Origin of the sequence: Pseudomonas promysalinigenes (assembly GCF_014269025.2) — a bacterium.
Lineage (GTDB): Bacteria > Pseudomonadota > Gammaproteobacteria > Pseudomonadales > Pseudomonadaceae > Aquipseudomonas > Aquipseudomonas promysalinigenes.
Genome location: NZ_CP077094.1, coordinates 1,668,930 through 1,691,121, shown reverse-complemented (window position 1 = coordinate 1,691,121; position 22,192 = coordinate 1,668,930). Strand labels below are relative to the sequence as shown.

At 59.8% G+C, this 22,192-nt stretch carries 23 protein-coding genes and 2 pseudogenes; 12 read left to right on the top strand and 13 right to left on the bottom strand.

The features are described from left to right. Window positions 1-240: 240 nt before the first annotated feature. Both HU725_RS07810 and HU725_RS07805 read left to right on the top strand, forming a co-directional pair. A complete protein-coding gene (locus tag HU725_RS07810) occupies window positions 241-1,998 on the top strand; it encodes a phosphoethanolamine transferase CptA (protein ID WP_186476750.1) in 1,758 nt (585 codons plus the stop codon). Window positions 1,999-2,180: 182 nt separating this feature from the next. After that, on the top strand, window positions 2,181-2,783 hold the full coding sequence (locus HU725_RS07805; protein WP_060476744.1) for a phosphatase PAP2 family protein: 603 nt from the start codon (window positions 2,181-2,183) through the stop codon (window positions 2,781-2,783). Window positions 2,784-2,943: 160 nt separating this feature from the next. On the opposite strand, the gene HU725_RS07800 is transcribed toward HU725_RS07805, so the two are convergent. Continuing rightward, a complete protein-coding gene (locus HU725_RS07800; RefSeq protein ID WP_186476749.1) occupies window positions 2,944-3,420 on the bottom strand; it encodes a nuclear transport factor 2 family protein in 477 nt (158 codons plus the stop codon). A gap of 53 nt (window positions 3,421-3,473) precedes the next feature. Next, window positions 3,474-4,049 carry a TetR/AcrR family transcriptional regulator gene (locus HU725_RS07795; RefSeq protein WP_186476904.1) on the bottom strand — a complete coding sequence of 192 codons (576 nt, stop codon included), beginning with the start codon at window positions 4,047-4,049 and terminating at the stop codon, window positions 3,474-3,476. A 610-nt stretch (window positions 4,050-4,659) separates the two neighbouring features. Between HU725_RS07795 and HU725_RS07790 the strand changes: the two genes are divergently transcribed. Next, window positions 4,660-4,968, top strand: a complete 309-nt coding sequence (locus HU725_RS07790) for a chorismate mutase (protein ID WP_060476742.1) — start codon at window positions 4,660-4,662, stop codon at window positions 4,966-4,968. Window positions 4,969-4,998: 30 nt separating this feature from the next. Here the strand turns inward: HU725_RS07790 and HU725_RS22880 are convergent. Together HU725_RS22880 and HU725_RS07785 are read right to left on the bottom strand one after the other, a co-directional pair. Next, window positions 4,999-5,178 (bottom strand): annotated as a pseudogene (locus HU725_RS22880) (LysE family translocator); the annotation flags it as partial. Continuing rightward, a pseudogene (locus HU725_RS07785) lies at window positions 5,169-5,477 on the bottom strand (site-specific integrase); the annotation flags it as partial. The pseudogenes HU725_RS22880 and HU725_RS07785, both read right to left, overlap by 10 nt. Window positions 5,478-5,609: 132 nt before the next feature. Between HU725_RS07785 and dusA the strand changes: the two are divergent. Both dusA and tal read left to right on the top strand, forming a co-directional pair. Beyond that, window positions 5,610-6,587 (top strand): tRNA dihydrouridine(20/20a) synthase DusA, encoded by a 978-nt coding sequence (gene dusA / locus HU725_RS07780; RefSeq protein ID WP_186476748.1) that lies wholly within the window; start codon window positions 5,610-5,612, stop codon window positions 6,585-6,587. Window positions 6,588-6,881: 294 nt separating this feature from the next. Further along, the gene (gene tal, locus HU725_RS07775; protein ID WP_060476678.1) at window positions 6,882-7,802 is read left to right on the top strand and encodes a transaldolase; all 921 of its coding nucleotides are present in this window, start codon (window positions 6,882-6,884) and stop codon (window positions 7,800-7,802) included. Between the two features lie 213 nt (window positions 7,803-8,015). Here the strand turns inward: tal and rssC are convergent, their stop codons facing one another. Both rssC and rssB read right to left on the bottom strand, forming a co-directional pair. Next, window positions 8,016-8,498, bottom strand: a complete 483-nt coding sequence (gene rssC / locus HU725_RS07770) for an anti-sigma factor antagonist RssC (protein ID WP_060476677.1) — start codon at window positions 8,496-8,498, stop codon at window positions 8,016-8,018. After that, complete coding sequence (gene rssB, locus HU725_RS07765) at window positions 8,495-9,679, bottom strand: two-component system response regulator RssB (RefSeq protein WP_186476903.1); 1,185 nt, start codon at window positions 9,677-9,679, stop codon at window positions 8,495-8,497. Before rssB ends, rssC begins: the two co-directional genes overlap by 4 nt. Window positions 9,680-9,949: 270 nt before the next feature. On the opposite strand from rssB, the gene HU725_RS07760 reads away from it, so the two are divergent. Beyond that, window positions 9,950-10,249: a PilZ domain-containing protein gene (locus HU725_RS07760; RefSeq protein ID WP_060476676.1), complete on the top strand. Its 300-nt coding sequence runs from the start codon at window positions 9,950-9,952 to the stop codon at window positions 10,247-10,249. 51 nt (window positions 10,250-10,300) lie between these two features. Here the strand turns inward: HU725_RS07760 and HU725_RS07755 are convergent, their stop codons facing one another. Then, on the bottom strand, window positions 10,301-11,008 hold the full coding sequence (locus tag HU725_RS07755; RefSeq protein ID WP_060476675.1) for an MlaA family lipoprotein: 708 nt from the start codon (window positions 11,006-11,008) through the stop codon (window positions 10,301-10,303). Window positions 11,009-11,195: 187 nt separating this feature from the next. Between HU725_RS07755 and pcrP the strand changes: the two genes are divergently transcribed. After that, complete coding sequence (pcrP, locus tag HU725_RS07750) at window positions 11,196-11,759, top strand: HAD superfamily inactivated hydrolase PcrP (protein ID WP_060476674.1); 564 nt, start codon at window positions 11,196-11,198, stop codon at window positions 11,757-11,759. Between the two features lie 123 nt (window positions 11,760-11,882). Continuing rightward, on the top strand, window positions 11,883-12,146 hold the full coding sequence (locus HU725_RS07745) for a DUF4404 family protein (protein WP_186476747.1): 264 nt from the start codon (window positions 11,883-11,885) through the stop codon (window positions 12,144-12,146). Between the two features lie 34 nt (window positions 12,147-12,180). Here the strand turns inward: HU725_RS07745 and queF are convergent, their stop codons facing one another. Together queF and HU725_RS07735 are read right to left on the bottom strand one after the other, a co-directional pair. Next, complete coding sequence (queF, locus tag HU725_RS07740) at window positions 12,181-13,011, bottom strand: NADPH-dependent 7-cyano-7-deazaguanine reductase QueF (protein ID WP_186476746.1); 831 nt, start codon at window positions 13,009-13,011, stop codon at window positions 12,181-12,183. 67 nt (window positions 13,012-13,078) lie between these two features. Beyond that, on the bottom strand, window positions 13,079-13,603 hold the full coding sequence (locus tag HU725_RS07735) for a cupredoxin domain-containing protein (RefSeq protein ID WP_186476745.1): 525 nt from the start codon (window positions 13,601-13,603) through the stop codon (window positions 13,079-13,081). 240 nt (window positions 13,604-13,843) lie between these two features. Between HU725_RS07735 and HU725_RS07730 the strand changes: the two genes are divergently transcribed. Both HU725_RS07730 and HU725_RS07725 read left to right on the top strand, forming a co-directional pair. Then, complete coding sequence (locus HU725_RS07730) at window positions 13,844-14,524, top strand: heavy metal response regulator transcription factor (protein ID WP_186476744.1); 681 nt, start codon at window positions 13,844-13,846, stop codon at window positions 14,522-14,524. Further along, the gene (locus HU725_RS07725; RefSeq protein WP_217872385.1) at window positions 14,521-15,867 is read left to right on the top strand and encodes a heavy metal sensor histidine kinase; all 1,347 of its coding nucleotides are present in this window, start codon (window positions 14,521-14,523) and stop codon (window positions 15,865-15,867) included. The genes HU725_RS07730 and HU725_RS07725 overlap by 4 nt, the downstream gene beginning before the upstream one ends. A 33-nt stretch (window positions 15,868-15,900) precedes the next feature. Here HU725_RS07725 and HU725_RS07720 read toward each other — a convergent pair whose 3' ends face one another. Genes HU725_RS07720 through HU725_RS07710 form a run of 3 tightly spaced genes read right to left on the bottom strand, consistent with a single transcriptional unit; the run spans window position 15,901 to window position 19,143 of the window. Beyond that, window positions 15,901-17,142, bottom strand: a complete 1,242-nt coding sequence (locus HU725_RS07720; RefSeq protein ID WP_186476742.1) for a lipoprotein-releasing ABC transporter permease subunit — start codon at window positions 17,140-17,142, stop codon at window positions 15,901-15,903. A gap of 59 nt (window positions 17,143-17,201) precedes the next feature. Next, complete coding sequence (gene lolD, locus HU725_RS07715) at window positions 17,202-17,885, bottom strand: lipoprotein-releasing ABC transporter ATP-binding protein LolD (RefSeq protein ID WP_186476741.1); 684 nt, start codon at window positions 17,883-17,885, stop codon at window positions 17,202-17,204. 7 nt (window positions 17,886-17,892) lie between these two features. Next, window positions 17,893-19,143, bottom strand: a complete 1,251-nt coding sequence (locus tag HU725_RS07710; RefSeq protein WP_186476740.1) for a lipoprotein-releasing ABC transporter permease subunit — start codon at window positions 19,141-19,143, stop codon at window positions 17,893-17,895. A 93-nt stretch (window positions 19,144-19,236) separates the two neighbouring features. On the opposite strand from HU725_RS07710, the gene HU725_RS07705 reads away from it, so the two are divergent. Then, a complete protein-coding gene (locus HU725_RS07705) occupies window positions 19,237-19,821 on the top strand; it encodes a PilZ domain-containing protein (RefSeq protein ID WP_060476665.1) in 585 nt (194 codons plus the stop codon). A 32-nt stretch (window positions 19,822-19,853) separates the two neighbouring features. Beyond that, window positions 19,854-20,570: a glycerophosphodiester phosphodiesterase gene (locus HU725_RS07700; protein ID WP_060476664.1), complete on the top strand. Its 717-nt coding sequence runs from the start codon at window positions 19,854-19,856 to the stop codon at window positions 20,568-20,570. 48 nt (window positions 20,571-20,618) lie between these two features. Here HU725_RS07700 and sthA read toward each other — a convergent pair whose 3' ends face one another. Continuing rightward, window positions 20,619-22,013, bottom strand: a complete 1,395-nt coding sequence (gene sthA, locus HU725_RS07695; protein WP_060476663.1) for a Si-specific NAD(P)(+) transhydrogenase — start codon at window positions 22,011-22,013, stop codon at window positions 20,619-20,621. Window positions 22,014-22,192: the final 179 nt, after the last annotated feature.

Genomic DNA, 22,192 nt, shown 5'->3' with positions numbered 1-22,192 from the left:
ACCAAGCGTATTCTGAAACCGACCTAGCCCTTGCTGGCCGGTAAAGGGCTGGGGCAATCAACGCGGCAAGGCTGATAAATCGGTTTTTTAGCGACCGCAGCCGCTTGGCCAAACCTAGCGCAATGATTTGTTAAGATTTTTTCGATTATTCGTTAACGCAATTTTCACGGCCCGCCCTCTAGCGTCTCAGCCTTCCCGGCAGCCCCTCTCAAGCTGCCGCCATGGTTCTACGAGGCACACGTGGCAAACACCGCATCTCCATCCGCGTCCAAACGCGTGGACTGGGCCGGCCTGGGCTGGCTCCTGCTGTTCTTCTGGTACTTCTCCGGCGTCACACAGGCACTGTTGCTCTTCAGTGGCACGACCGGTTTCGCCGGTTTCCGCGATGCCTTGTTCCTCAGCACCTTATGGTTTGTGCCTGTGCTGTTGTTGCCGCGCCTGACCCGAACCCTCGCCGCGATCATCGGCATAGTGCTGTGGGCGGCTTCGCTGGTGGGCTTGAGCTATTTCGGCATCTACCACCAGGAGTTTTCGCAGAGCGTGATCTTCGTGATGTTCGAATCGAACACCGCCGAAGCGGGCGAGTACTTCAGTCAGTATTTCAGCATTGCGCTGATGTTAGGCCTGCTGGCCTACACCGCAGGGGCCGTGCTGCTGTGGACACGCATACGCCCTGTCACCTTACCCCTGCACAGCCGTGTTCCAGCGGTGGTACTGGTGCTGGTGGTCAACCTGGTGCTGCCGTTCTACAAGCAACTGGTGACCCAGCAGCGCACCTTCGCCGACGCGGCCGAGAAGGTCCAGCAACGCATGGAGCCTGCCGTGCCCTGGCAATTGGTGGTGGGCTACCGCCAATACCTGCAGCAACTGAACAACATGCAAAACCTGCTGGCCCAGAACGCCGCCCTGCCCCCGCTGCAAAACCTCAAAGACGCCAGCGGCGACGCCCCACGCACATTGGTACTGGTGCTGGGTGAGTCGACCACCCGCGAGCACATGCACCTGTACGGCTACAACCGCGACACCACCCCCAACCTGGACGCCCTGGCTGCCTCCGACAAGAGCCTGACGGTGTTCCAGAACGTAGTTACCCCGCGGCCCTATACCATCGAAGTTATGCAGCAGATTCTCACCTTCGGCGACGAACAGCATCCTGACCGCTTCCTTACCGAGCCGTCGCTGATGAACCTGATGAAACAGGCAGGCTATAAAACCTTCTGGATCACCAACCAGCAGACCATGACCAAGCGCAACACCATGCTCACGACCTTCTCACAGCAAACGGACGAGCAGGCGTACTTGAACAATCAGCGCAACCAGAACGCCAGTCAGTATGACGAAGTAGTGTTGCCGCCCTTCGAAAAGGCCCTGCAGGACCCTGCCCCGAAGAAGTTCATCATCGTGCACCTACTGGGCACCCACATGGACTACCGCTATCGCTACCCGGACGCCTACAAGCACTTCACCGACCGCAAGGGCGCCCCGGCAGCGCTGACGGATGATCAGGTGCAAACCTACAACTTCTACGACAATGCAGTGCGCTACAACGACTTCGTGGTATCGAGCCTGATCAAGCAGTACTCGGCCAGCACACCTAATGGTTTCTTGATGTACCTGTCCGACCATGGTGAGGAGGTATACAGTTCCGGGGACCACGACCGCCTTGGGCGTAACGAAGGCGCGCCGACCCGGCCGATGTACACGGTGCCATTCCTGCTGTGGACTTCACCCAGTTGGCAAGCCGCGCACCCAAGAGATTTGAAGGCGATGGCCAATCGGTCGTACAGCAGCGCGCACTTGATCCATACCTTGTCGGACTTGGCGGGGCTGAGCTATGACAACTACGAGCCGGCCAAGAGCCTGGTCAATGCACAGTTTGCCGTGGCAACTCGCTGGATTGGCGACCCGTACCGCAAGGGCGGGCTGCATGAGTTCGACCTGTTGCCTCTGGACAAGCCAGACCATGCCCAGGAGACTGCCGCCACCACGCAGCAGTAGCGCTGCCCCCAGGGCGACGACAAGGCCGATGGCGAGATCACCTACCCCGCCATCGGCCTTTTTCATGCCAGTCACCATCGCGCGCGGATGACACAATCTTCATCCCTGGGTGATCACTCGAACCAAGCCAGCCGCTTTACTTGAAGCAATCAGCGCTTGCACCAACAGCCGGGAAATAAATCATGGGCGAACTCGAAACTCTCAATCGCAGCCTTTTCATGCTGATAAACGCTGGCGGCGACACGCCGCACTGGCTGATTCAGTGTGCCATTGGCATAGCCGCTGGCCTGATCTACCTACTTCCGTTGTTGCTGGTGGGTTTCTGGTTATGGGGCAATCCAGCAGAACGCAGGCTGATGCTCAAAGCAGCGCTGGTGACCGTAATCGCATTGCTCGCCAACCAGCTGATCTGGGCAGTCTGGCCCCATCCCAGGCCGTTCGTGATTGGGCTGGGGCACACTTGGATGATGCATGCCCCGGACTCATCGTTCCCAAGCGACCATATGACCGTGTTCGCCTGCATCGGATTGACCCTGCTGCTCGATGGCCTATCAGGCTGGGGGGTGATCATCCTGTTGACTGGGCTGAGCGTAGCCTGGGCACGGGTGTTCCTGGGCGTGCACTTTCCGCTCGACATGCTGGGCGCGATGCTGGTTTCGCTTCTGGCCTATGCTGGGCTTTCGCCAGTTTGGCGACGGGTCGGCTTGCTCACTACTGACTGGGTAGTGCGGCTTTATCGCGGCTTGTTGGCCAAGCCGATACGTGCGGGCTGGCTGCGCAATTGAAGCTGAACATCAGCGCTCATTCGAACAGGTTGACGCTCTGGGCAATGGCCACCCTTACGTCGGCAGTTCTAAGAGCATTACAAACCGCAAAGGCGGTGACGTAACGCGTCTGAACGAAAAACCTGATCCTTGAAGGCAAAAGGATCAGGTTAACGATGACTTACAGGCCAAGCTCCGTCAGGCCTGGGTGATCATCCGGACGGCGACCCAGTGGCCAGTGGAATTTACGCTCGCTTTCTTTGATCGGCATGTCATTGATGCAGGCGAAGCGACGATGCATCAGACCGTCCGCTTCAAATTCCCAGTTCTCGTTACCGTAAGAACGGAACCAGTTACCGGAATCATCATGCCACTCGTACGCGTAACGGACTGCAATCCGATTGTCTGTAAAAGCCCAGAGCTCTTTGATCAAGCGATAATCCAGCTCTTTTTTCCACTTACGGGTGAGGAAACTTTTGGCCTCTTCACGGTTGGTAGCGAACTCAGCGCGGTTACGCCACTGGGTATTCAGCGTGTAGGCGAGCGAGACTTTTTCCGCGTCGCGGCTGTTCCAGCCATCTTCAGCAAGTCGAACTTTTTCAATCGCTTTTTCGCGAGTGAAAGGAGGAAGTGGCGGGCGAGTTTGGGCATTGGACATCGTGGCGACTCCAGTCTAGTTGGATGAATTAATGTGGGTAGTGCCTCTGAAGCTCAAGCTTTAGGAACAAGCTCTTTCAGCAACATCTGTGCAACTTCCTTTGCATTATCAGCCGCGTGATAATCACCCATGACGCGCGCCGTGGTGATTGCGCCTTCCATCAAGATAAACAACTGCCTGGCCAACACGAGTGGTTGAGCGGCGTTCAATTGCTCAGTAAGTTCAAGGGTATAGTCCAAGAGCTTCTGCTTGTGCAGCTTTGCGATCTGCCGAATGGGGCTATCGGGGTCGCCTACTTCACCTGCCGTATTAATGAACGCACAGCCGCGAAAACCCTCCGTCTCGAACCAACCCTTCAAGACAGTGAACATGCTCAGGATGCGATCGTACGGCGTTGCTGCTTTGTCGCATTCAGTCCGGAACCAGCTCATCCAGCGTACGTCGCGGGCGTTAAGAGCCGCTGCTGCGACATCATCTTTGGTCGCGAAGTGGTTATAGATACCCTTCCTGGATACGCCTGAAGTCTTCACCAGGAGGTCCATGCCCGTGGCATGAATCCCATTTTCGTAAATGAGTTTCTCGGCGGTGGCTAGGATCTGGGCTCTGTGATCTATCGTTGGTCTGCTCATGGATTCAATGTAGAACGATCGTTCTCTCACGTCAATGGCCATAGGGGAATTATTCAATTCAAGGTGGGCGCCTTTCGATAGACAGCGTTGGGGCAGTCGCCACGACAGCGCTGCTGGCTAGGGCGAGGCCGGCAATAAGGATGGCCATTTCATTCTCTTGTCGCTTGGCCAACGCTGGCGCTAGCTGCTTGCGGGCGAACACCTGCCTTGAGTACCGGCGCGGAGCCCGAACGCTTGTATAGCTCATGAGAGGTATTCACTGCGATCGACACATCGACTTACGCCCCATCCCCCCGCATGCCCTAGGGCAATCACAACCAATGCTCCAATGCCCGCCAAGCAACTGGCTTCATCATCATGCGAGGGCGTAAGCCATCGACACTGCACTAATGAAGAAGCGCAATACAACGGACTCGACCAGGTGTACAACGACTACCTCACCCACCTTCCCCGTGACATGTTTCAGCGCAAGGATCAACCCGAAGCGGCATTTGGCGAGCGCAGCTAACGACTCATTGCGGATATTCACCAGAGGCTACAATACAGTGCCAACCCACCAGCTACTGCCTGCCCTAAGCAAACGCAGGCTCGTGAAAAGGAAGGCAAGCAAATGGATGTACTTTGCACCTCTCTGGACGAAGTCCGTCAAGAGATCGATGAAATCGACCGCAACCTCGTTTCGCTTCTCGCCAAACGGGGTCGGCTTGTGACACAAGCGGCTGCTTTCAAGAAAACTACCGATGATGTGCGTGCGCCTGCTCGAGTCGAGCAAGTGATAAGGAAGGTTCGAGAAATGGCTGACGAAACTGGTGCCTCGGCTGAGGTCGTGGAGCATGTCTACCGTGCAATGATTTCGGCCTTCATCACTGAAGAACTCGCCACCCATGGGAAACTGGTTGGCAGAGCGTCAGCATCTTGATGACAACGCGGGGCTCATCCGAAGCCCCCTGTGAATCACCCTATGCACACTGACCGATCCGCGAGCTGGATCGACGGATTGGGGAATGAATGCCAACACGAACGAGCCTGGTTTCAGGTTGAGCGCAGCCGAAAGCAGACCCGTTAGAAAAATGCTGGGAAACGATTGCCGGAACGGCGGCTGAAGACTGATCAAACCGCGCCCAAGTAGCTGTTCTTGATGGCATTCAGCGTTTGCCGCTTCGTCTCACCCTGCGGCCGGGCTTTCTCGGCTTCGCCCAAGTGGCGCTCGATCATTTCCTTGAGCGTGTGCCCCTTGCGACTGGCCCGCTCGATCCCGCCAGGAACAGCCAGCTCGGTCTCTCGTCGCTTCGCCCAGGCCCGAGCGGCCTGCTTGCGGGCGAATGTCTGAGCTTCTTGGTAAACTATGACACCCTTTTTCTTGAGGCGGATCTGGACGGTGTAACTGAGCGTCCCATCGGCCTTTTTCCTTGCTCTAATCGTTGCCATGATTCGGTGGTACAAGCGTGGCTGGCGGTGATACATCCCCCAATGCCAGGCCAAAACGCTCAAAACCACCAATAACGGCACTATAATGCGTAGACCAGAATGTCCCTAGAATCAGCTTCAACGCCACAAACCATGCCGCCTGAACCGTCACGCCGCTTCAGCGTTGCACCCATGATGGACTGGACCGACCGCCACTGTCGTTTCTTTCTGCGCCTACTTTCCAAGCACACCCTGCTGTACACCGAAATGGTCACCACCGGCGCCCTGTTGCACAACGACGCCGAGCGCTTTCTGCGTCACGACGCTTCCGAACACCCCTTGGCGCTACAACTAGGTGGGAGCGTGCCGGCCGACCTGGCCGCCTGCGCCAAACTGGCGGAGCAAGCTGGCTATGACGAGGTTAACCTCAATGTCGGCTGCCCAAGCGACCGGGTACAGAACAACATGATCGGCGCCTGCCTGATGGCACACCCGGCGCTGGTGGCCGACTGCGTGAAGGCCATGCGGGACGCTGTTACCACGCCCGTGACAGTCAAACATCGTATCGGTATCAACGGCCGTGACAGCTACGCCGAGTTGTGCGACTTCGTTGGCCAGGTACGTGAGGCGGGTTGCAGAAGTTTTACCGTGCATGCGCGAATCGCGATTCTGGAGGGGCTGTCGCCGAAGGAAAACCGCGAGATTCCACCCCTGCGCTATGACGTGGCGGCGCAGTTGAAAACAGACTTCCCCGACCTTGAGATCGTGCTCAATGGCGGTATCAAAACCCTGGCAGAGTGCCAAGCGCACCTTGAGACCTTCGATGGCGTGATGCTGGGGCGTGAGGCGTACCACAACCCATACCTGTTGGCCGACGTCGACCAGCAACTGTTTGGTAGCCAGGCGGCGGTAGTGACGCGCAGTGAGGCCCTCGAGCAGCTGCGGCCTTACATCGTGGCGCACATGGAAAGCGGCGGCGCGATGCATCACATTACCCGGCATATTCTGGGGCTCGGCCAGGGGTTCCCAGGAGCCCGGCGGTTCCGGCAGTTGTTGTCGGCGGACATTCACAAGGCGGCGCAGCCGCTGGAGGTGTACGATCAAGCAGCGCAGTTGATGCAAGGGCGGTAAGAGGCAAGGTTAGCGTCGGCGGATTAGGGGCCTCGGCCCGCGGTCTTCAGCGTAGTTGCTATCGAACGTCGCCGGCGCGGCACATCGCGAGCCGCGCTCGCCTACGCGTTAATTTAGGGCCGCCAGCCCTGGGGTTTTGGAGCACAGCCTGTGCAAGATCAAGCCCCAGGGAACCTCACGCCAGCGCCCGACTCGAATCATCACCGTCGCCAATCACGCCCTACCCCGCTGGCCCCTTGAGCGCCCGTCGGGGCTCGGGTAATGTCGAGTAAATGCACAGGACAGAGCACGCCAATGACCTCCAAGCTGGAACAACTCAAGCAGTTCACCACCGTGGTTGCCGATACCGGGGACCTGGATGCCATCAGCCGCCTCAAGCCGGTCGACGCCACCACCAACCCGTCGCTGTTGCTTAAAGCCGCTGCCATCCCAGGCTATGCCGAGCTGCTCAAGCAGGTGAAAGCCGATGCCAAGGGCAATGTCGACCTGGCCTGCGATAAATTCGCCGTGGCGGTGGGCTCTGGCATTCTCAAGGTCATCCCGGGCCGTATTTCCACCGAGGTGGACGCACGTCTATCGTTCGATGAGCCTGCCTTGCTGAACAAAGCGCGGCAACTGATCGACCTATACCAGGCTGCTGGCGTTTCGAAAGACCGCGTGCTGATCAAGCTGGCCTCCACCTGGGAAGGCATCCGCGCCGCCGAAAAGCTGGAAAAGGAAGGCATCCAGACCAATCTGACCCTGCTGTTCTCCTTCGCCCAGGCCCAGGCCTGCGCCGATGCCGGCGTGTTTCTGATTTCACCGTTCGTAGGTCGCATCTACGACTGGTACAAGAAAAGCACCGGCGAGGAGTACGTTGGTGCCGATGATCCTGGCGTGCAGTCGGTCACTCGCATCTACAACTACTACAAGGCCAATGGTTATAACACCGTGGTCATGGGCGCCAGCTTCCGCAATATCGGCCAGATCGAACAGCTGGCTGGCTGCGACCGCCTGACCATCAGCCCGGAGCTGCTGGACAAGCTCAGCAGCGATGAGGGTGAGCTGCCGCAAATGCTCAAGCCGGGCAATGCCGGCGAGCCCAAGCAGGTGCTGACGGAAAGCCAATTCCGCTGGGCGATGAACGAAGACGCCATGGCCACCGAGAAGCTGGCCGAAGGCATCCGGCAGTTTGCGCGGGATCAGGAAAAACTCGAGAAGTTGATGGCCGAATAAGCCTCAAACTTCTCTAGCTTTCTGGCCGGGCGGGAAATGCTGAGCATTCCCGCCCGTTTTATTTGCGCCCTAGGGCTGGGGACTTGTGCAGGCCTCGACGGCGTTATCGCGGGTAGACCCACTGTTGGTGGCTGGTAGTGGCCCGTGGTAGCGGTTCGCACAGATGCCTTGTGGCAGTGGCGTAGCCGCGAACAGGGCCTGGCAGGCCCTATCTCAAGTGCGCTCGAGGGCGTTCACCAAATCATGAAAAGCTTCGCGATTGGAGTCGTTGAGCCCCATCAGAATCTTGTGCGCCTCAAGGACTTTGGAACGCACCACGTCTTCGTTCTGATCCTGTGATGGCAGATCGGTCAGGCACTCAGGGCGGGGCATGGGGCGGTCGACGATATTGAACACTTGATCGAAGCCCATAGACTGCAGCAGGCGTGAAATATCCGGGTTGGTGGTAACCACCGTCGGCAACAGGCCAACCTTCTGCCGCGACAGGATCGACAACTTGGCCAGCAGGCCCAAAGTGGTGCTGTCGATACTTTCGGTTTCAGTCAGGTCGATGACAATGGTCGAGAAATTCAGTGCAGTGAAAATTTTCTCGATCGTTGCATCCAGCGCCGAACACAGGGTCAGGCGCACTTCTCCGACGAATTTCAGTACAAAGGTACCGCTCTGCTCGGCGAACTGGATTCTACCGGTACTCATTGAAGGTTCCTGCTCAACACCAATAGGGCGATATCATCCGGCATCTCCCCAAGCGTAGCCAATCCAAATCGTTGTCGCAGCCCATCCAGGCTACCACCCGCTGCCTTGACGATCTCCGGCAAGGCCGCCTCTTTATCTTTGAGCGTATGCCCTGGCAAAAGGTCCAGGATGCCATCGGACGTAAGGCTCAGGCTGAACTGCGACGGCAGTTCGATCACCTGGTCCTGGTAGCTCGCTTCATCGAATAACCCCACCGGCAACCCGCGGCCTTCCAGATAGCGCGCTTGGCCTGGGGTATACAACACCGGCAACGGCAGGTGGCCTCCCACGGCGTAGGTCAGTAGGCCGGTTTCTTCATCGATCACGCCACCGACCATGGTTACGTGCTTGCCCAGCTTGCTGTTGATCAGGCCACGGTTGATGTGGCTGAGCACCTCGGACGGCTTGAACTCACGCAGCTTGCTGCTGCGTTTGAATTCGAACAACAGCCGAGTGGTCATGAACTTCAGCAGCACCGTCACGAACGCCGACGATGCTCCGTGCCCGGATACATCGGCCAAATAGAAGACGATCCGCCGCTCGTCCACCCGAAAATAGTCGACGAAGTCACCAGACAGGTACAACGATGGGATGATCTGGTGCTCGAAGGTGAACTCACCGAGCTTCCAGGGGCTCTCCGGGAGCATGTTCATCTGCACCTGGCGACCAGCGGTCTGGTCTTCCTGCAGCAGGTGCAGGCTGGCCTCCAGTTCGCGATTGGCCGCCTCGAGCTTGTCACGGTAACGCTGGTTCTCCAGCACCAACCGCGAACGGTCAAGTGCACGGCGTACCGAGTGCTCGAGCACTGCCAGGTCTTCAAGCGGTTTGATCAGGTAATCGGCAGCGCCAAGGCGCAAGGCCTCGACCGCGTCACTCATCACGCCGGCACCGGACACCACGATCACCGGCAATTGCGGGGCGCGCTCGCTGATCTGGCGGATCAGTTCGAGCCCGCCCATCTGCGGCATGCGCAGATCGCAGATCACGAGGTCGGGCTGGTGTTCTTCGAAGACCTGGAGCCCCTGCTGGCCATTCCCGGCCTGGAGGACGCTGAAGCCGCTGTCTTCCAGATAGGCGGCGAGGCTTGCACGGACCACGTCGTCATCATCGATGATCAGCAGCGTTGCACTGATTTTCTGCATGTGGGCGAACGGCGCCGATTGGGGTTGGTGCAGCGGTGTCGGCAAAGCGGACACCCAACTGCTGGAATACTCTGTGGTAACGCTCTACTTGAGTTGTAGGCCAATAACCGGGCCCAGGCAACCAATCGAGATACCGTGTCAGGCGCAGACGGTACTCCCATCCGTCAGGCGTTTCAAGCGTACGTCGGTCGAGTTGGCCGCTCTTTACAGGGCAAATCACCGAGAGTTATAAGAAAGCTCATTCGTACAACCTGTTGGGAAGGATGCAGCATGCCCCAGACGCCCTCCAGCCATAGCGAGAAACGCGATTTCATCCGCATGCGGATCGATACCGAGGTGAGCCTTCTGCACGAAGGACAGGTCATTGCCGCACTGTGCCTGGACCTTTCCAGCAGCGGCATGCAGGTGCAGGCGGCGCAGCACTTCAGGGTTGGCGACCAACTGGAGGTGCGTATCGACTCCGAGCACGCGGCACTCAAGGGCCTGCACGCCAGCACCGAAGTGGTCTGGATCGCCGATCAGGCCGATGGTCAACAAAAACTGGGCCTGCGCATCCTGGCGATGCATTGAACTGTTACAAAAACGGCGACCCGCAGGCCGCCGTTTATCATCGCTCACCAATCAGAAGTCATCTTCGACTTCACCGTCCTTGACCTTGAACTCGCGGTTCTGCAGGTAGGCATTGCGAATGAAGATGTACTTGTCACCCTGCATCAGCTTCTCGGCCGACAGCAGGCTGGCACGGGTGTCGACCACATTGAGGGCGAAGACCGAATTGCGCACCGGCACATCGTTGATGTAACGGTAGGGCTCGGTATAGCTGTCTGGGTACTTGGCCAGCCCGTCACGCACGGTGCTCGGCCCCAGTAACGGGATCACCACGTACGGGCCGCTGGGCACACCCCAGCGCCCCAGGGTCTGGCCGAAGTCTTCGTCGTTGCGCTGCAGGCCCATCTTGGTGCCCACATCGAAGAAGCCGCCAATGCCAAATACGGTATTGACGATCAACCGCGCCGTGTCCACGCCCGCTGCATGGGGCTTGAACTGCAGCACATCGTTGGCCAGGTTGCTGACGTCGCCTACGTTGTTGAACATATTGTGGATGCCATCCTGCAGAAACTGCGGGGTGACCCACTGATAACCCTTGGCCAATGGCTTGAGGCCATAGGTGTCGATGGTATCGTTGAAACGGAAGATGGGGCGGTTCACCGCTTCCCAAGGGTCTTCCTCGGTAGCAGCGTGAGTGGCTGCAACGGGCGCCAGCAGCAAGCTGGCGCAGACACAGGCCTGGGTGACACGCTCGATCACACCGGCACCGATCCTACGCATAGATGTTCTCCATCGATTTTCTCGGCCGCATGCGCAACGGGTGCGCTGCTGTAAGGCGGCAGTATAGAGCCTTGCTCGCTGATAAACAGCTTTACACATTTTTGCTCAATATTTTGTGAACATCTGTTGCCGTCACGGCCCGGTAACAATAGCGCAATAGCCTGCAGGTTATTTCAGGAGCGTTACCATGCTCGCTGCACCTGCCATCACCGCTGTACTATTCGGCCTGCGCGGCTGCCTGGTTCAGGCCAGCGCCAGCGGCCCCCTGCCCGCCCCTGGCGCCCTGCAGATGCTGGCTGGCCTGCGTGATGCGCAGGTGCCATGCATCTGGCTAGACGACCTGAGCAGCCTGCAGAGCGAGCGGTTGGCCAGTGTGTTGCCGCGTTGGCTGACGGGCCACGCTGCCAACGCGGCGCCATGGCCTGCACCGAACGCTTGCTGGCAGGCACTGATGAGCATCAACAGCGAACGCCTCGAAGGCTGCGTGCTGGTCAGCGGTGAGCCAAAACTGCTGCAGTCAGGCTTGAACGCAGGCCTGTGGACAGTGGGGCTTGCGGGCTGCAGCCCTGCGTGCAGCGTTGGCGCTGTGCAGTGGCAAGCTATGACTCAGCACGAGCAGGATCTGGCGCGTGGCAGAGCCACCTTGGCGCTGTATAGCCTGGGGGTGCACTCAGTGATCGACCACCTGGAAGAACTGGACACCTGCCTTGCGGACATCGCCATGCGCTGCAGCAAAGGCGAAAAACCCTGATACAGCACCCTTGATGCGGATCATGCAAAGCGTCAGCGAGTGGATTACGCTAGGAAACAGGCGAGAACCTTTGCCGCTTCGCCGAGGTCCATGCCTTGCCAAGCCATTGATGGAGAAAAGCCAATGCCTGCCCGCGAATTGCAAGAGCGCCTGAACAGCCTGCGCGAGCAACTGGATCGCAACATACCGCTTTCTGAAGAAGAACTGGCTGCCCTGCACGAAGAAGCCAGGCAGATAGAAGCGCAGCTGAAACTCGAAGAGGCTACACCGGACAACAACGTGGTCGATGGGGTGAACCTGGCCATCGAACGCTTCGAGGCCGAGCACCCTGACCTGACCGCCACGCTGCGCAGCATCGCCAACTCGTTGCACAGCATGGGCATCTGAAATGATCGGGGGCTGCCTGGCAGCCCCCTCTGTGTCACTGCCTTACCAACCGTACATTCGCCGGGCTGATCGGGCGTGTGCTGCGGTAGGGGTTGATGTCCAGCCCGCCCCTGCGCACATAACGCGCGTAAACGGTCAGATGCTCGGGCTGCAGCAGGTTTTTAAGGTCAAGGTAGATACGCTCTACGCATTGTTCATGAAAATCGGCATGCTGGCGGAAGCTGATGAGGTAGGTCAGCAGGCTGGCATGGTCCAAAGCGCTGCCCTTGTACTCCACCACCACGCTCCCCCAATCCGGCTGGCCGGTCACCGGGCAGTTTGATTTGAGCAGATGGCTGTGCACCGTCTGCTCGACGATGAGCTGTGGGTCACAACGCAGCAGCTGTGGTTGTGGATGCTCGTAATTGTCGATAGTCACATCCAGCTCATCGATGCACTGCCCAGGCAGTGCAACCACACCCTGAGCCTGCACCTCATCCAAGGTCCGCACCTGCACCGCCACCGGCTTGCCAGCTGCGCCCGACAGGTCTTTTACCAGGCACGCCTGCAGCTCGGCCAGCGAAGCGAACACGGTCTGGTTCAAGGAGTTGAGGTAAAGCTTGAACGATTTGGACTCGATGATATTCGGCGAATCGGCAGGAATGGCAAACTCACCGATAGCCACTACAGGCTTGCCAGAAGGCAGCAGCCAGGACAACTCGAAGCAGTTCCAATAGTCCACGCCGTGCCACGGCAGGGTCTGGGCGGTAACACCCAGCTCTGCCCACTTGGCTGTGCGCGGGATCGGGAACAGCAACGAAGGCGTGTAGGTGGCGATGTATTCGCTGGATTTACCCAGCGGAGAATGTTCGGCAGCGGGATGCATGGAAACTGACCTGAAGGTTCGAAATTGCCCTAGTCTACCGGTTTTACCCGCTACCTTGCAGGCCGGCTTACTCGATGTTCAGCACACCGACCATCCCCGCCTGATAATGCCCCGGCACGTTGCAGGCGAACTCGATGGGTGCAGCCTTGCGGAAGGTCCAAGTCAGTTCTGCACGCTGCCCTGGCGCTACCAGCACGGTGTTGCCGCCTGCGTGACCATGGGCGCCGTGGTCCATAGCCGTGCCAGCGCCGTGCGCCATCTGCGAATGGTCCCTACCCTGCTGCACGCCGCCATTGAACAGCTGGCCCTGCATCGCGAGCATTTCTTTCTGGTGCGCGGCGTGCATTGCCTTATCTCCCAGATTGAACTCGTGGGGCAGCCTGCCTTCGTTGATCAGTACAAAACGCACGGTTTCGCCCGCCTTCACATCCAGGCTTTTTGGCTCGAAGGCGATGTCCTTGAGCACCACTTCGACGGTGCGCGTTGCACTGGCAGCTGGTGCCGGCTCGCCGAAGGCGAACGTAGTGGTCTCCCCCGCAAGGCTCGGCAGGCTGACCGAAGCCAGGGCAGCGGCGATGAACAGCTGTTTCATGATGACTCCAATGATCACGACAAGATGCGGCCACTCTAGAGTGGTGCAACTGGCGCTCGGCTGACGGGAAGATTACAACTTTGTCAGTTTGGGCGAAGCTCGAGTGAGTAACGTATCATTCCACCCACCCCATCATCGTGCGCAGGTTTATCCGCTTACGCTGTCATAAGCGCACCGAAGCATCCGCGGGCAAGCCGCTCCAAAGGGGCTCGGCGTCAACTTCCTGATTGTGGATTGAGCATGAAACTGCTGATCGTCGAAGACCAGGCCCGCACCGGCCAGTATCTGAGCCAGGGCCTGAACGAAGCCGGCTTTGCCACCGAGCTTGCCACCGACGGCGAAACTGGCCAATACCTGGCGCTGACCGGCGACCACGACCTGCTGATTCTGGACGTGATGCTGCCTGGGCGTAATGGCTGGCAGATTCTACAAGCCGTGCGCACAGCCGGGCTGGCTACCCCGGTACTGTTTTTGACCGCCCGCGATGCAGTCGAGGACCGGGTGCACGGCCTTGAACTAGGGGCCGATGATTACTTGGTCAAGCCATTCGCCTTCTCCGAGTTGCTGGCTCGGGTGCGCAGCCTGCTGCGCCGTGGCAACAGCCCAAGCCTGGACACCACCCTAACCCTGGCCGACCTGCGCCTGGACCTCATCCGCCGCCGCGCCGACCGAGCCGGCATGCGCATCGACCTGACCGCCAAGGAGTTCGCCCTACTTGAACTGCTGCTGCGCCGCCAAGGCGAGGTGCTCCCCAAATCACTGATTGCCTCGCAGGTATGGGACATGAACTTCGACAGCGATACCAACGTCATCGAAGTGGCAATGCGTCGCCTGCGCTTGAAGATCGACGACCCGCATCAGAACAAGTTGATCCACACCGTAAGGGGCATGGGCTACGTGCTCGAAGAGCGTCCTGAATAATGCGTAGGCTTGCCCTGAGCACGCGCACGGCACTGTTATTTGCCGCCTGCACCGCTTGCGTTTCACTGGGGGCGGGCCTGCTGTTCAGCCATGCCAGTGCCCAGCATTTCGTTGAGCTGGATAAACAACTGCTCGAGTCGCGTTTGTCTTTATTCCGTAGCCAGCTCACCGGGGTCAGCAGCGCTGCACAACTGCAAAACCGTTTGCCCGCCCTGCGCAACGAACTCAGCCATCAGGCTGATCTGGCACTACGCATCGACGGCGCCGATGGTAGCAACTGGTTCAGCAGCCGCAGCGGCTTACCAGCCACGACGGCCGTGCCCGCACTGTCGACCCTGCATGCTGACGGCGTGTCTTACCGACGCCTGGCCGTGCCGGCCGACCAGCAAGTGCCAGCGCAGCTGACCCTGTTTCTTGATATCACCCACCACCAGCACTTCCTGCAAGGTATGCAACGCCTGATCTGGCTCACCGTTGGGCTGTCCGCGCTGCTCACGGCGCTGCTCGGCGCCTGGGCTGCGCGCAGCGGCCTGCGCCCCTTGCGCCAGATGGGCCAGGTGGCTGCCGGTGTATCAGCGCGCTCGCTCACCACGCGCCTGCCGGTGGCGCAGATGCCTGAGGAACTGGCAGAACTGGCCACGACGGTGAACGCCATGCTGCAACGCCTGGACGACGCGTTCCAGCGCCTGTCGGCGTTCTCTGCCGACATCGCCCATGAGCTGCGCACGCCGCTGTCCAATCTGCTGACCCACACCCAGGTCACACTCACCCGTCCGCGCACCCTTGAGCAATACCGCGAGGCGCTGCATGGCAACCTGGAGGAACTGCAGTGGATGGCGCAGATGATCAACGACATGTTGTTTCTTGCCAAAGCCGATCACGGCCTGCTGATGCCTGGGCGGATGGCGCTGGCCTTGCATCAGGAGGTGGATGCTTTGCTGGAGTACTACGCACCGCTGGCTGAAGACCACGCCGTGCAACTACTTAGGGAGGGCGAAGCGATGTTGCAGGGCGACCGCTACATGCTGCGTCGCGCCCTCTCCAACTTGCTGGACAATGCATTGCGCTTCACCCCACCGGGTGGCCAGATACGGGTGACCTTGGCAGCGGGGGTGCAAATATGCGTGGCCAATACCGGTGGCGCCATTGCCCCTGCCGAACTACCGCGCCTTTTTGATCGGTTCTACAGGGCAGACCCGGCGCGACGCGAAGGCAACAGCGAACATGCAGGGCTAGGCTTGGCAATTACTCGGTCCATCGTGCAGGCACACGGAGGCAGCATTCGTGCGCACTGCGAGGATGGCTGGACGCGCTTTGATATCGAACTGCCCGAAGCCTTTTGAATCAGGGGCTGCAGCACAGCCCCTGGGCGAGCATCAAACCGCCAGGCCAATCGCCGGCTGAACCTGCGACGCCCGATACGCCGGGTAGATTGTCGCCAGGAAGCTCATCACCAGCCCCGCAGCGCAGATCATCAGAACATCGCCACCTTGCAGTTCGGACGGCAGGCTACTGATGAAATACACATCCGAGGTGAAAATGTGCTGCCCACTCACCCGTTCCAGCCAGCCAACGATCTGGCTGACATTAAGCGCGGCGATCACACCTAGCACGCCACCGATCAAGGTGCCGACGATCCCGATCAGGCTGCCCTGGACCATGAACGTGCCCATGATCTGCGCCGGTGTGGCGCCAAGGGTACGCAGGATAGCGATATCCGGCCCCTTGTCGTTCACCACCATTACCAAAGTGGCGATGATGTTGAACGCCGCCACCGCGATGATCATCAGCAGCAACAGACCAATCATGGTTTTTTCCATCTTCATGGCGCTGAACAGGCTGCCTTGGGTATGCGACCAGTCGTCGGCGCGGTAGCCATCGCCCAAACCGGCAGCGATGGCCTTGGACACCTGGGGCGCGGCGTACAGGTCATGCAGTTTCAGGCGCACACCCTGGACCTGGCCAGGCGCCCAGCGCTGCATTTGGCCAGCATCGGCCACGTGCATGTAGGCCTGTGAGCCGTCCAGCTCGGCACCGACCTTGAAGATCCCTACCACCGTCAGGCGCTGCATACGCGGCGTGATACCACCCGGTTCATTGCTGATTTCCGGAACGATCAGGGTGAGCTTATCACCCGTGTTCAGGCGAAAGCGCCGGGCGGTCAGTTCGCCGATCACCACGCCGTACTCACCCGGCTGCAGATCCTGCAGGCGGCCCTGAACGATGTGCTGGCCGACGATGGAGACCTTGCCCTCCTCGGCCGGGTCGATGCCGCTGACCTGGATCGGCTGCATCGCACCTTTGTACGAGAGCATGCCCTCCATCTCGGTGATTGGCGCTGCGGCCATCACTGCAGGGTTACGCAACGCAGCGTCGGCCACCGTGCGCCAGTCATCCAGCGGCTTGACGCCAAGGATCGCCGCGTGGGGCACAAGGCCGAGAATGCGCGAGCTCATTTCACGCTGGAAGCCGTTCATCACCGACAGCACCACGATCATGGCCAGCACGCCCAGCGACAGGCCGATCATCGAGGTCATGGAAATGAACGAGATGAAATGATTGCGGCGCTTGGCCCGTGTGTAGCGCGCGCCGATGAAGATGGGCAAGGGTCTGAACATGTAGGAAACACCCAATCAAAACGGGGAAACGGGGCAGCCAAGCCACCCCGAGCACTGCATCAGATCGCCACCAGGTGGCCGTCGGCCAGTTTCAATACGCGATCCATCTGGCGCGCCAGATTGAGGTCGTGGGTAACCACCAGGAACGCGGTACGCGACGCACTGGACAACTCCTGCATCAACTCCTGAATACCCTGGGCCGTGTGATGGTCGAGGTTGCCGGTCGGCTCGTCGAGCATCACCAGGCCCGGACGATTGACCAGCGCCCGAGCAATCGCAACGCGCTGGCGCTCGCCACCGGACAGCTCGGCCGGCTTGTGATGAAGGCGATGGCCCAAACCGACTCGTTTGAGCAGCGCCTCGGCACGTTCGCGTGCCTCTGGGATAGCGGTACGGCCAATCAGCAGCGGCATGCACACGTTCTCCATGGCGGTGAACTCCGGCAGCAGGTGATGGAACTGGTAAACGAAGCCCAGTTCGCGGTTACGCAGCAGACCGCGGGCACGTTCGCCGAGCGCCGACAACTCCTCACCCGCCAACCAGACACTGCCCTGGGTCGGCCGGTCAAGGCCGCCGAGCAGGTTGAGCAAGGTACTCTTGCCGGAGCCAGAACTACCGACGATGGCCACGCGCTCACCGGCATGCAGCTCAAGATTGAGCCCAGCCAGCACCTGCACCGACTCCGGCCCCTCGTCGTAAGACTTGCCCAGGTTGCGGCAACTCAGAACGGCTTTATCACTCATGCGCGACTCACTCATAACGTAGCGCCTCTGCAGGCTGGGTGCGGGCCGCACGCCAGGCCGGGTACAGTGTGGCGAAGAAACTCAGGACCAGCGCCGCACCACAGACCATGTACACGTCCTGGGCCTGGATCTGCGACGGCAGGTAATCGATGAAATACACATCGGCGTTGAGGAACTTGTGCCCGATCAGCTTCTCGATGCCAGCGATCGCCGCACTCACGTTCAACGCCGCGACAATCCCGACCACCGCGCCGATCAGCGTACCGATCACCCCGATCACCGTGCCCTGGACCATGAAGATCAGCATGATCTGCCCAGGCGTGGCGCCCAGCGTACGGAGGATGGCGATATCACCGCGCTTATCGTTGACCACCATCACCAGGGTGGAAATGATGTTGAACGCAGCCACCGCGACGATCAGCAGCAACAGCAGGCCGATCATGGCCTTTTCCATGCGGATGGCCTGATACAGATTGCCGTGGGTACGCGTCCAGTCGCGGCTGTAGTATTGCTCTTCGCCCAGCTGCTGGGCGATGCTCCAGGCCACACGCGGCGCCTGGAACAGGTCGTCGAACTTCAGGCGCAGGCCCTGGACCTGGTCAGGCTTCCAGCGGTGCAGCCGTGACAGGTCGGTGATGTTGGTCAGGCCCAAATAACCGTCGATTTCGCCGGCACCCACATGAAAGGTACCCACCACGGTAAACCGCTTCATGCGGGGGAACATGCCGGCTGGGGTCACGCTGACCTCGGGGGCGACGAAGGTGAGCTTGTCACCGATGGCCACGCCCAGTTTGGCCGCGGCCTTGTCACCGATCATGATGCCCCATTCCCCCGGTGCCAGCTTGTCGAGGCCACCTTGCAGAACGAAGTTGTCGATGATCGACACCTGGCGCTCGCGCGCCGGGTCGATGCCGTTGAGTAATACCTTCTGGACCTTGCCGGCATGGGTCAGCAGGCCCTGCATCTGCGTATACGGCGCAACCGCCAGCACCTGCGGATTCTGCTTTACTTGTTGAGCAAGAGCGGGCCAGTCGTTGATCGGCTGGCCACTCTCTAGCGTCGCATGGGGAATCATGCCCAGCACGCGGGTACGCATCTCGTGGTCGAAGCCATTCATGACCGAGAGCACCACGATCATCACCACCACGCCCAGGGCGAGGCCGATCATCGAGGTCAGGGATATGAACGAGACGAAATGGTTACGGCGCTTGGCACGGGTATAACGCGTACCGATGAATGCGAAAAGAGGTCTGAACATGTCGGGGCTTGTTCGGATGAAAGGGAACGTCCTTGTGGCGAGGCGCCTACGGCGGCTTTACACTCGGACCACCGCCGCAACCATGGGTTCGCCATGACGACATTAGACGAAGAAGATCGCCGCGAATACTACCGCATCGAAGATCGGATCGCACTGGAAATCAGCCCCCTGAGCGCGGCCGAAGCCCTTGAGGCAGAACTGTTGCAGGATGATTCGCCACTGTTCAACCTGCTCAGCGAATTGCACCTGTCCGACTTCGAGTCCCAGCACCTGTTGCGCCAGCTGAGCGACAAGGACCGCACCCTGGCTGCTTTCCTGCGGGCTCAGAACAAGCGCTTGGACCTGCTAAGCGCAGTAGTAGCGCAAACCCTGCTCGGCGAAATCGGCCAGCCACAGAAAGTGATTATTTCCGAGGGCGGCATCGAGTTCGCGCAAGCTAGGCAGATCGCCCCCGGCACCCGCGTGAAGGTGAAGATGGTACTGATGCCGCGCGCCCACGGCTTGCTGCTGCGCGGCAAAGTCACCCACTGCGACCTGCGCCCTGACGGCAATTTTGAAGTCGGCACCGAATTCATCGACATGACCGATGCCCAACGGCAACTGCTGGCACGCTACATCCTGCAGCGCCAACAGCAGCAACGGCGCCAGCAACTGGAACAAGATGGCCCCGCCTCCTGAGCCCTATTTACCCCTGATTTGAAGGAACGAACGTGACCCTGATCTACGGCCATCGCGGCGCCAAGGGCGAAGCCCCTGAAAATACCCTCAAAAGCTTTCAGCAGTGCCTGTCCCACGGCGTGAACCGCTGCGAACTGGATTTGCACCTGTCGGCCGACAACGAGCTGATGGTCATCCACGACCCTACCCTGAAACGTACCACGGGGCGGCGCGGCAAAGTGGTCGAGCACCCGGCCGCCGAACTGATCAAGATAGATGCGCGCAAGGGCGGGCCCGGGCACGTTCAGCCCTGCCCTATCCCGACACTCGAAGAGCTGTTCCACAAGTGCCCATTCGAGCACTGGCAACTGGAGGTCAAGAGTGCCTCGCGTACTCGCGCCGCCACCACCGTGCTGGCGATTCGCGAGCTGGCGGTCAAGCATGGTCTGCTGGACAAAGTGACCATCACTTCGAGTTCGAGGGAAGTGCTGGGCGCGGCCCAGGAACTGGTACCGGATGTGAAGCGCGGGCTGGTAGCCGAATATGCCTGGCTAGACCCGCTGAAGGTTGCGCAGAACTACGGCTGTGAGCTGCTGGCGCTGAACTGGACGCTGTGCACCCCTGAGCGGCTGCTCAAGGCCCAGAACCAGGGCTTGCATGTATCGGTGTGGACGGTCAACGAACCGGCACTGATGCGCCGGCTCGCTGATTTTGGCGTGGACAGCCTGATTACAGACTTTCCCGGTTTGGCCAAGACCACCCTCGGGTAGGGCTGAAATCGGTCTCCCCGACCGGCTCAGGCCACCGGCCGGAGCCGCTCAAAAAAGCCGGTTCAGGCCGTCGTAGGCAGCTACCCGATAGGCTTCGGCCATGGTCGGGTAGTTGAACGTGGTGTTGACGAAGTACTTCAGGTTGTTCTGCTCGCCCGGCTGGCTCATGACCGCCTGGCCGATGTGAACGATTTCCGAAGCCTGGTAACCGAAGCAGTGCACGCCGAGGATCTCCAGGGTTTCGCGGTGGAACAGGATCTTCAGCATGCCCTGTGGCTCACCGGCAATCTGCGCGCGCGCCATGCTCTTGAAGAAGGCCTTGCCCACTTCGTACGGCACCTTGGCCTGGGTCAGCTCCTGCTCGTTCTTGCCGATCGAGCTGATCTCCGGGATGGTGTAGATCCCGGTTGGCACGTCATTGACGAAGCGCCAGCTGCCGTTGTCGACGATACTGCCGGCAGCCGAGCGGCCCTGGTCATGGGCGGCACTGGCCAGGCTCGGCCAGCCGATCACGTCACCGGCGCCGTAAACGTTCGGCACGCTGGTGCGGTAAGCCTCGTCAACCTCGATCTGGCCACGACTGTTGACCTTGATACCGATGTTTTCCAGGCCCAGCTTGTCGGTGTTGCCGGTGCGGCCGTTGCACCACAGCAAGGCGTCGGCCTTGATCTTCTTGCCCGACTTCAGGTGCAGGATCACACCGTTGTCCAAGCCTTCGACTCGCTCGTAGTCCTCGTTGTGGCGCACCGTGATGTTGTTGTTGCTGAAGTGGTAACTCAGCGCCTGGGAGATTTCCGAGTCCAGGAAGCTCAGCAACTGCCCACGGTTGTCGACAAGCTCCACCAGCACGCCCAGGCCACTGAAGATCGAGGCATATTCGCACCCGATCACACCGGCGCCGTATACGATCAGCTTGCGCGGGGTGTGGCTGAGGCTGAGGATGGTATCGCTGTCATAGACACGCGGGTGGTGGAAATCGATGTCGGCCGGGCGATAGGGCCGCGAGCCGGTGGCGATGATGATGTGCTTGGCGTTGAGCTTCTCGACCACGCCATTGGGGCAGACCACTTCCACGGTCTGCTCGTCAGCGAAGCTGCCGGTGCCTACGAACACATCGACGCGGTTTCGGGCGTAATAGCCGGTGCGCGAGGCGACCTGCTTGGCGATGACCTTTTCGGCACTTTTAAGCACGTCAGGGAAGGAGAACCAGCGCGGCTCGCCGATGGCACGGAACATCGGGTTGGTGTTGAACTGCATGATCTGCCGCACCGAGTGACGCAGTGCTTTGGACGGGATGGTGCCCAGGTGGGTGCAGTTGCCGCCGACCTGACGGCGGCTATCGACCATTGCCACCTTGCGCCCCGCTTTGGCGGCGTTCATTGCCGCGCCTTCACCGGCCGGGCCGGAACCCAGCACCACTACGTCGTAGTTGTAGACAGCCATGCGTACTCCTTCAGAACTGGCCCGGGGCTATGGTTACCCGCGGGACTCGATCATGCCGCCGGGGCGTCATGAGAAAATTCGGGTGCAGTCTAATCAAGCGTGAACGCCGCGCACATTAACCCTTGGTCGCGTCGTAGGCCAATTTTGCCTGCACTACATGTCATTCACCGATCCGTGGC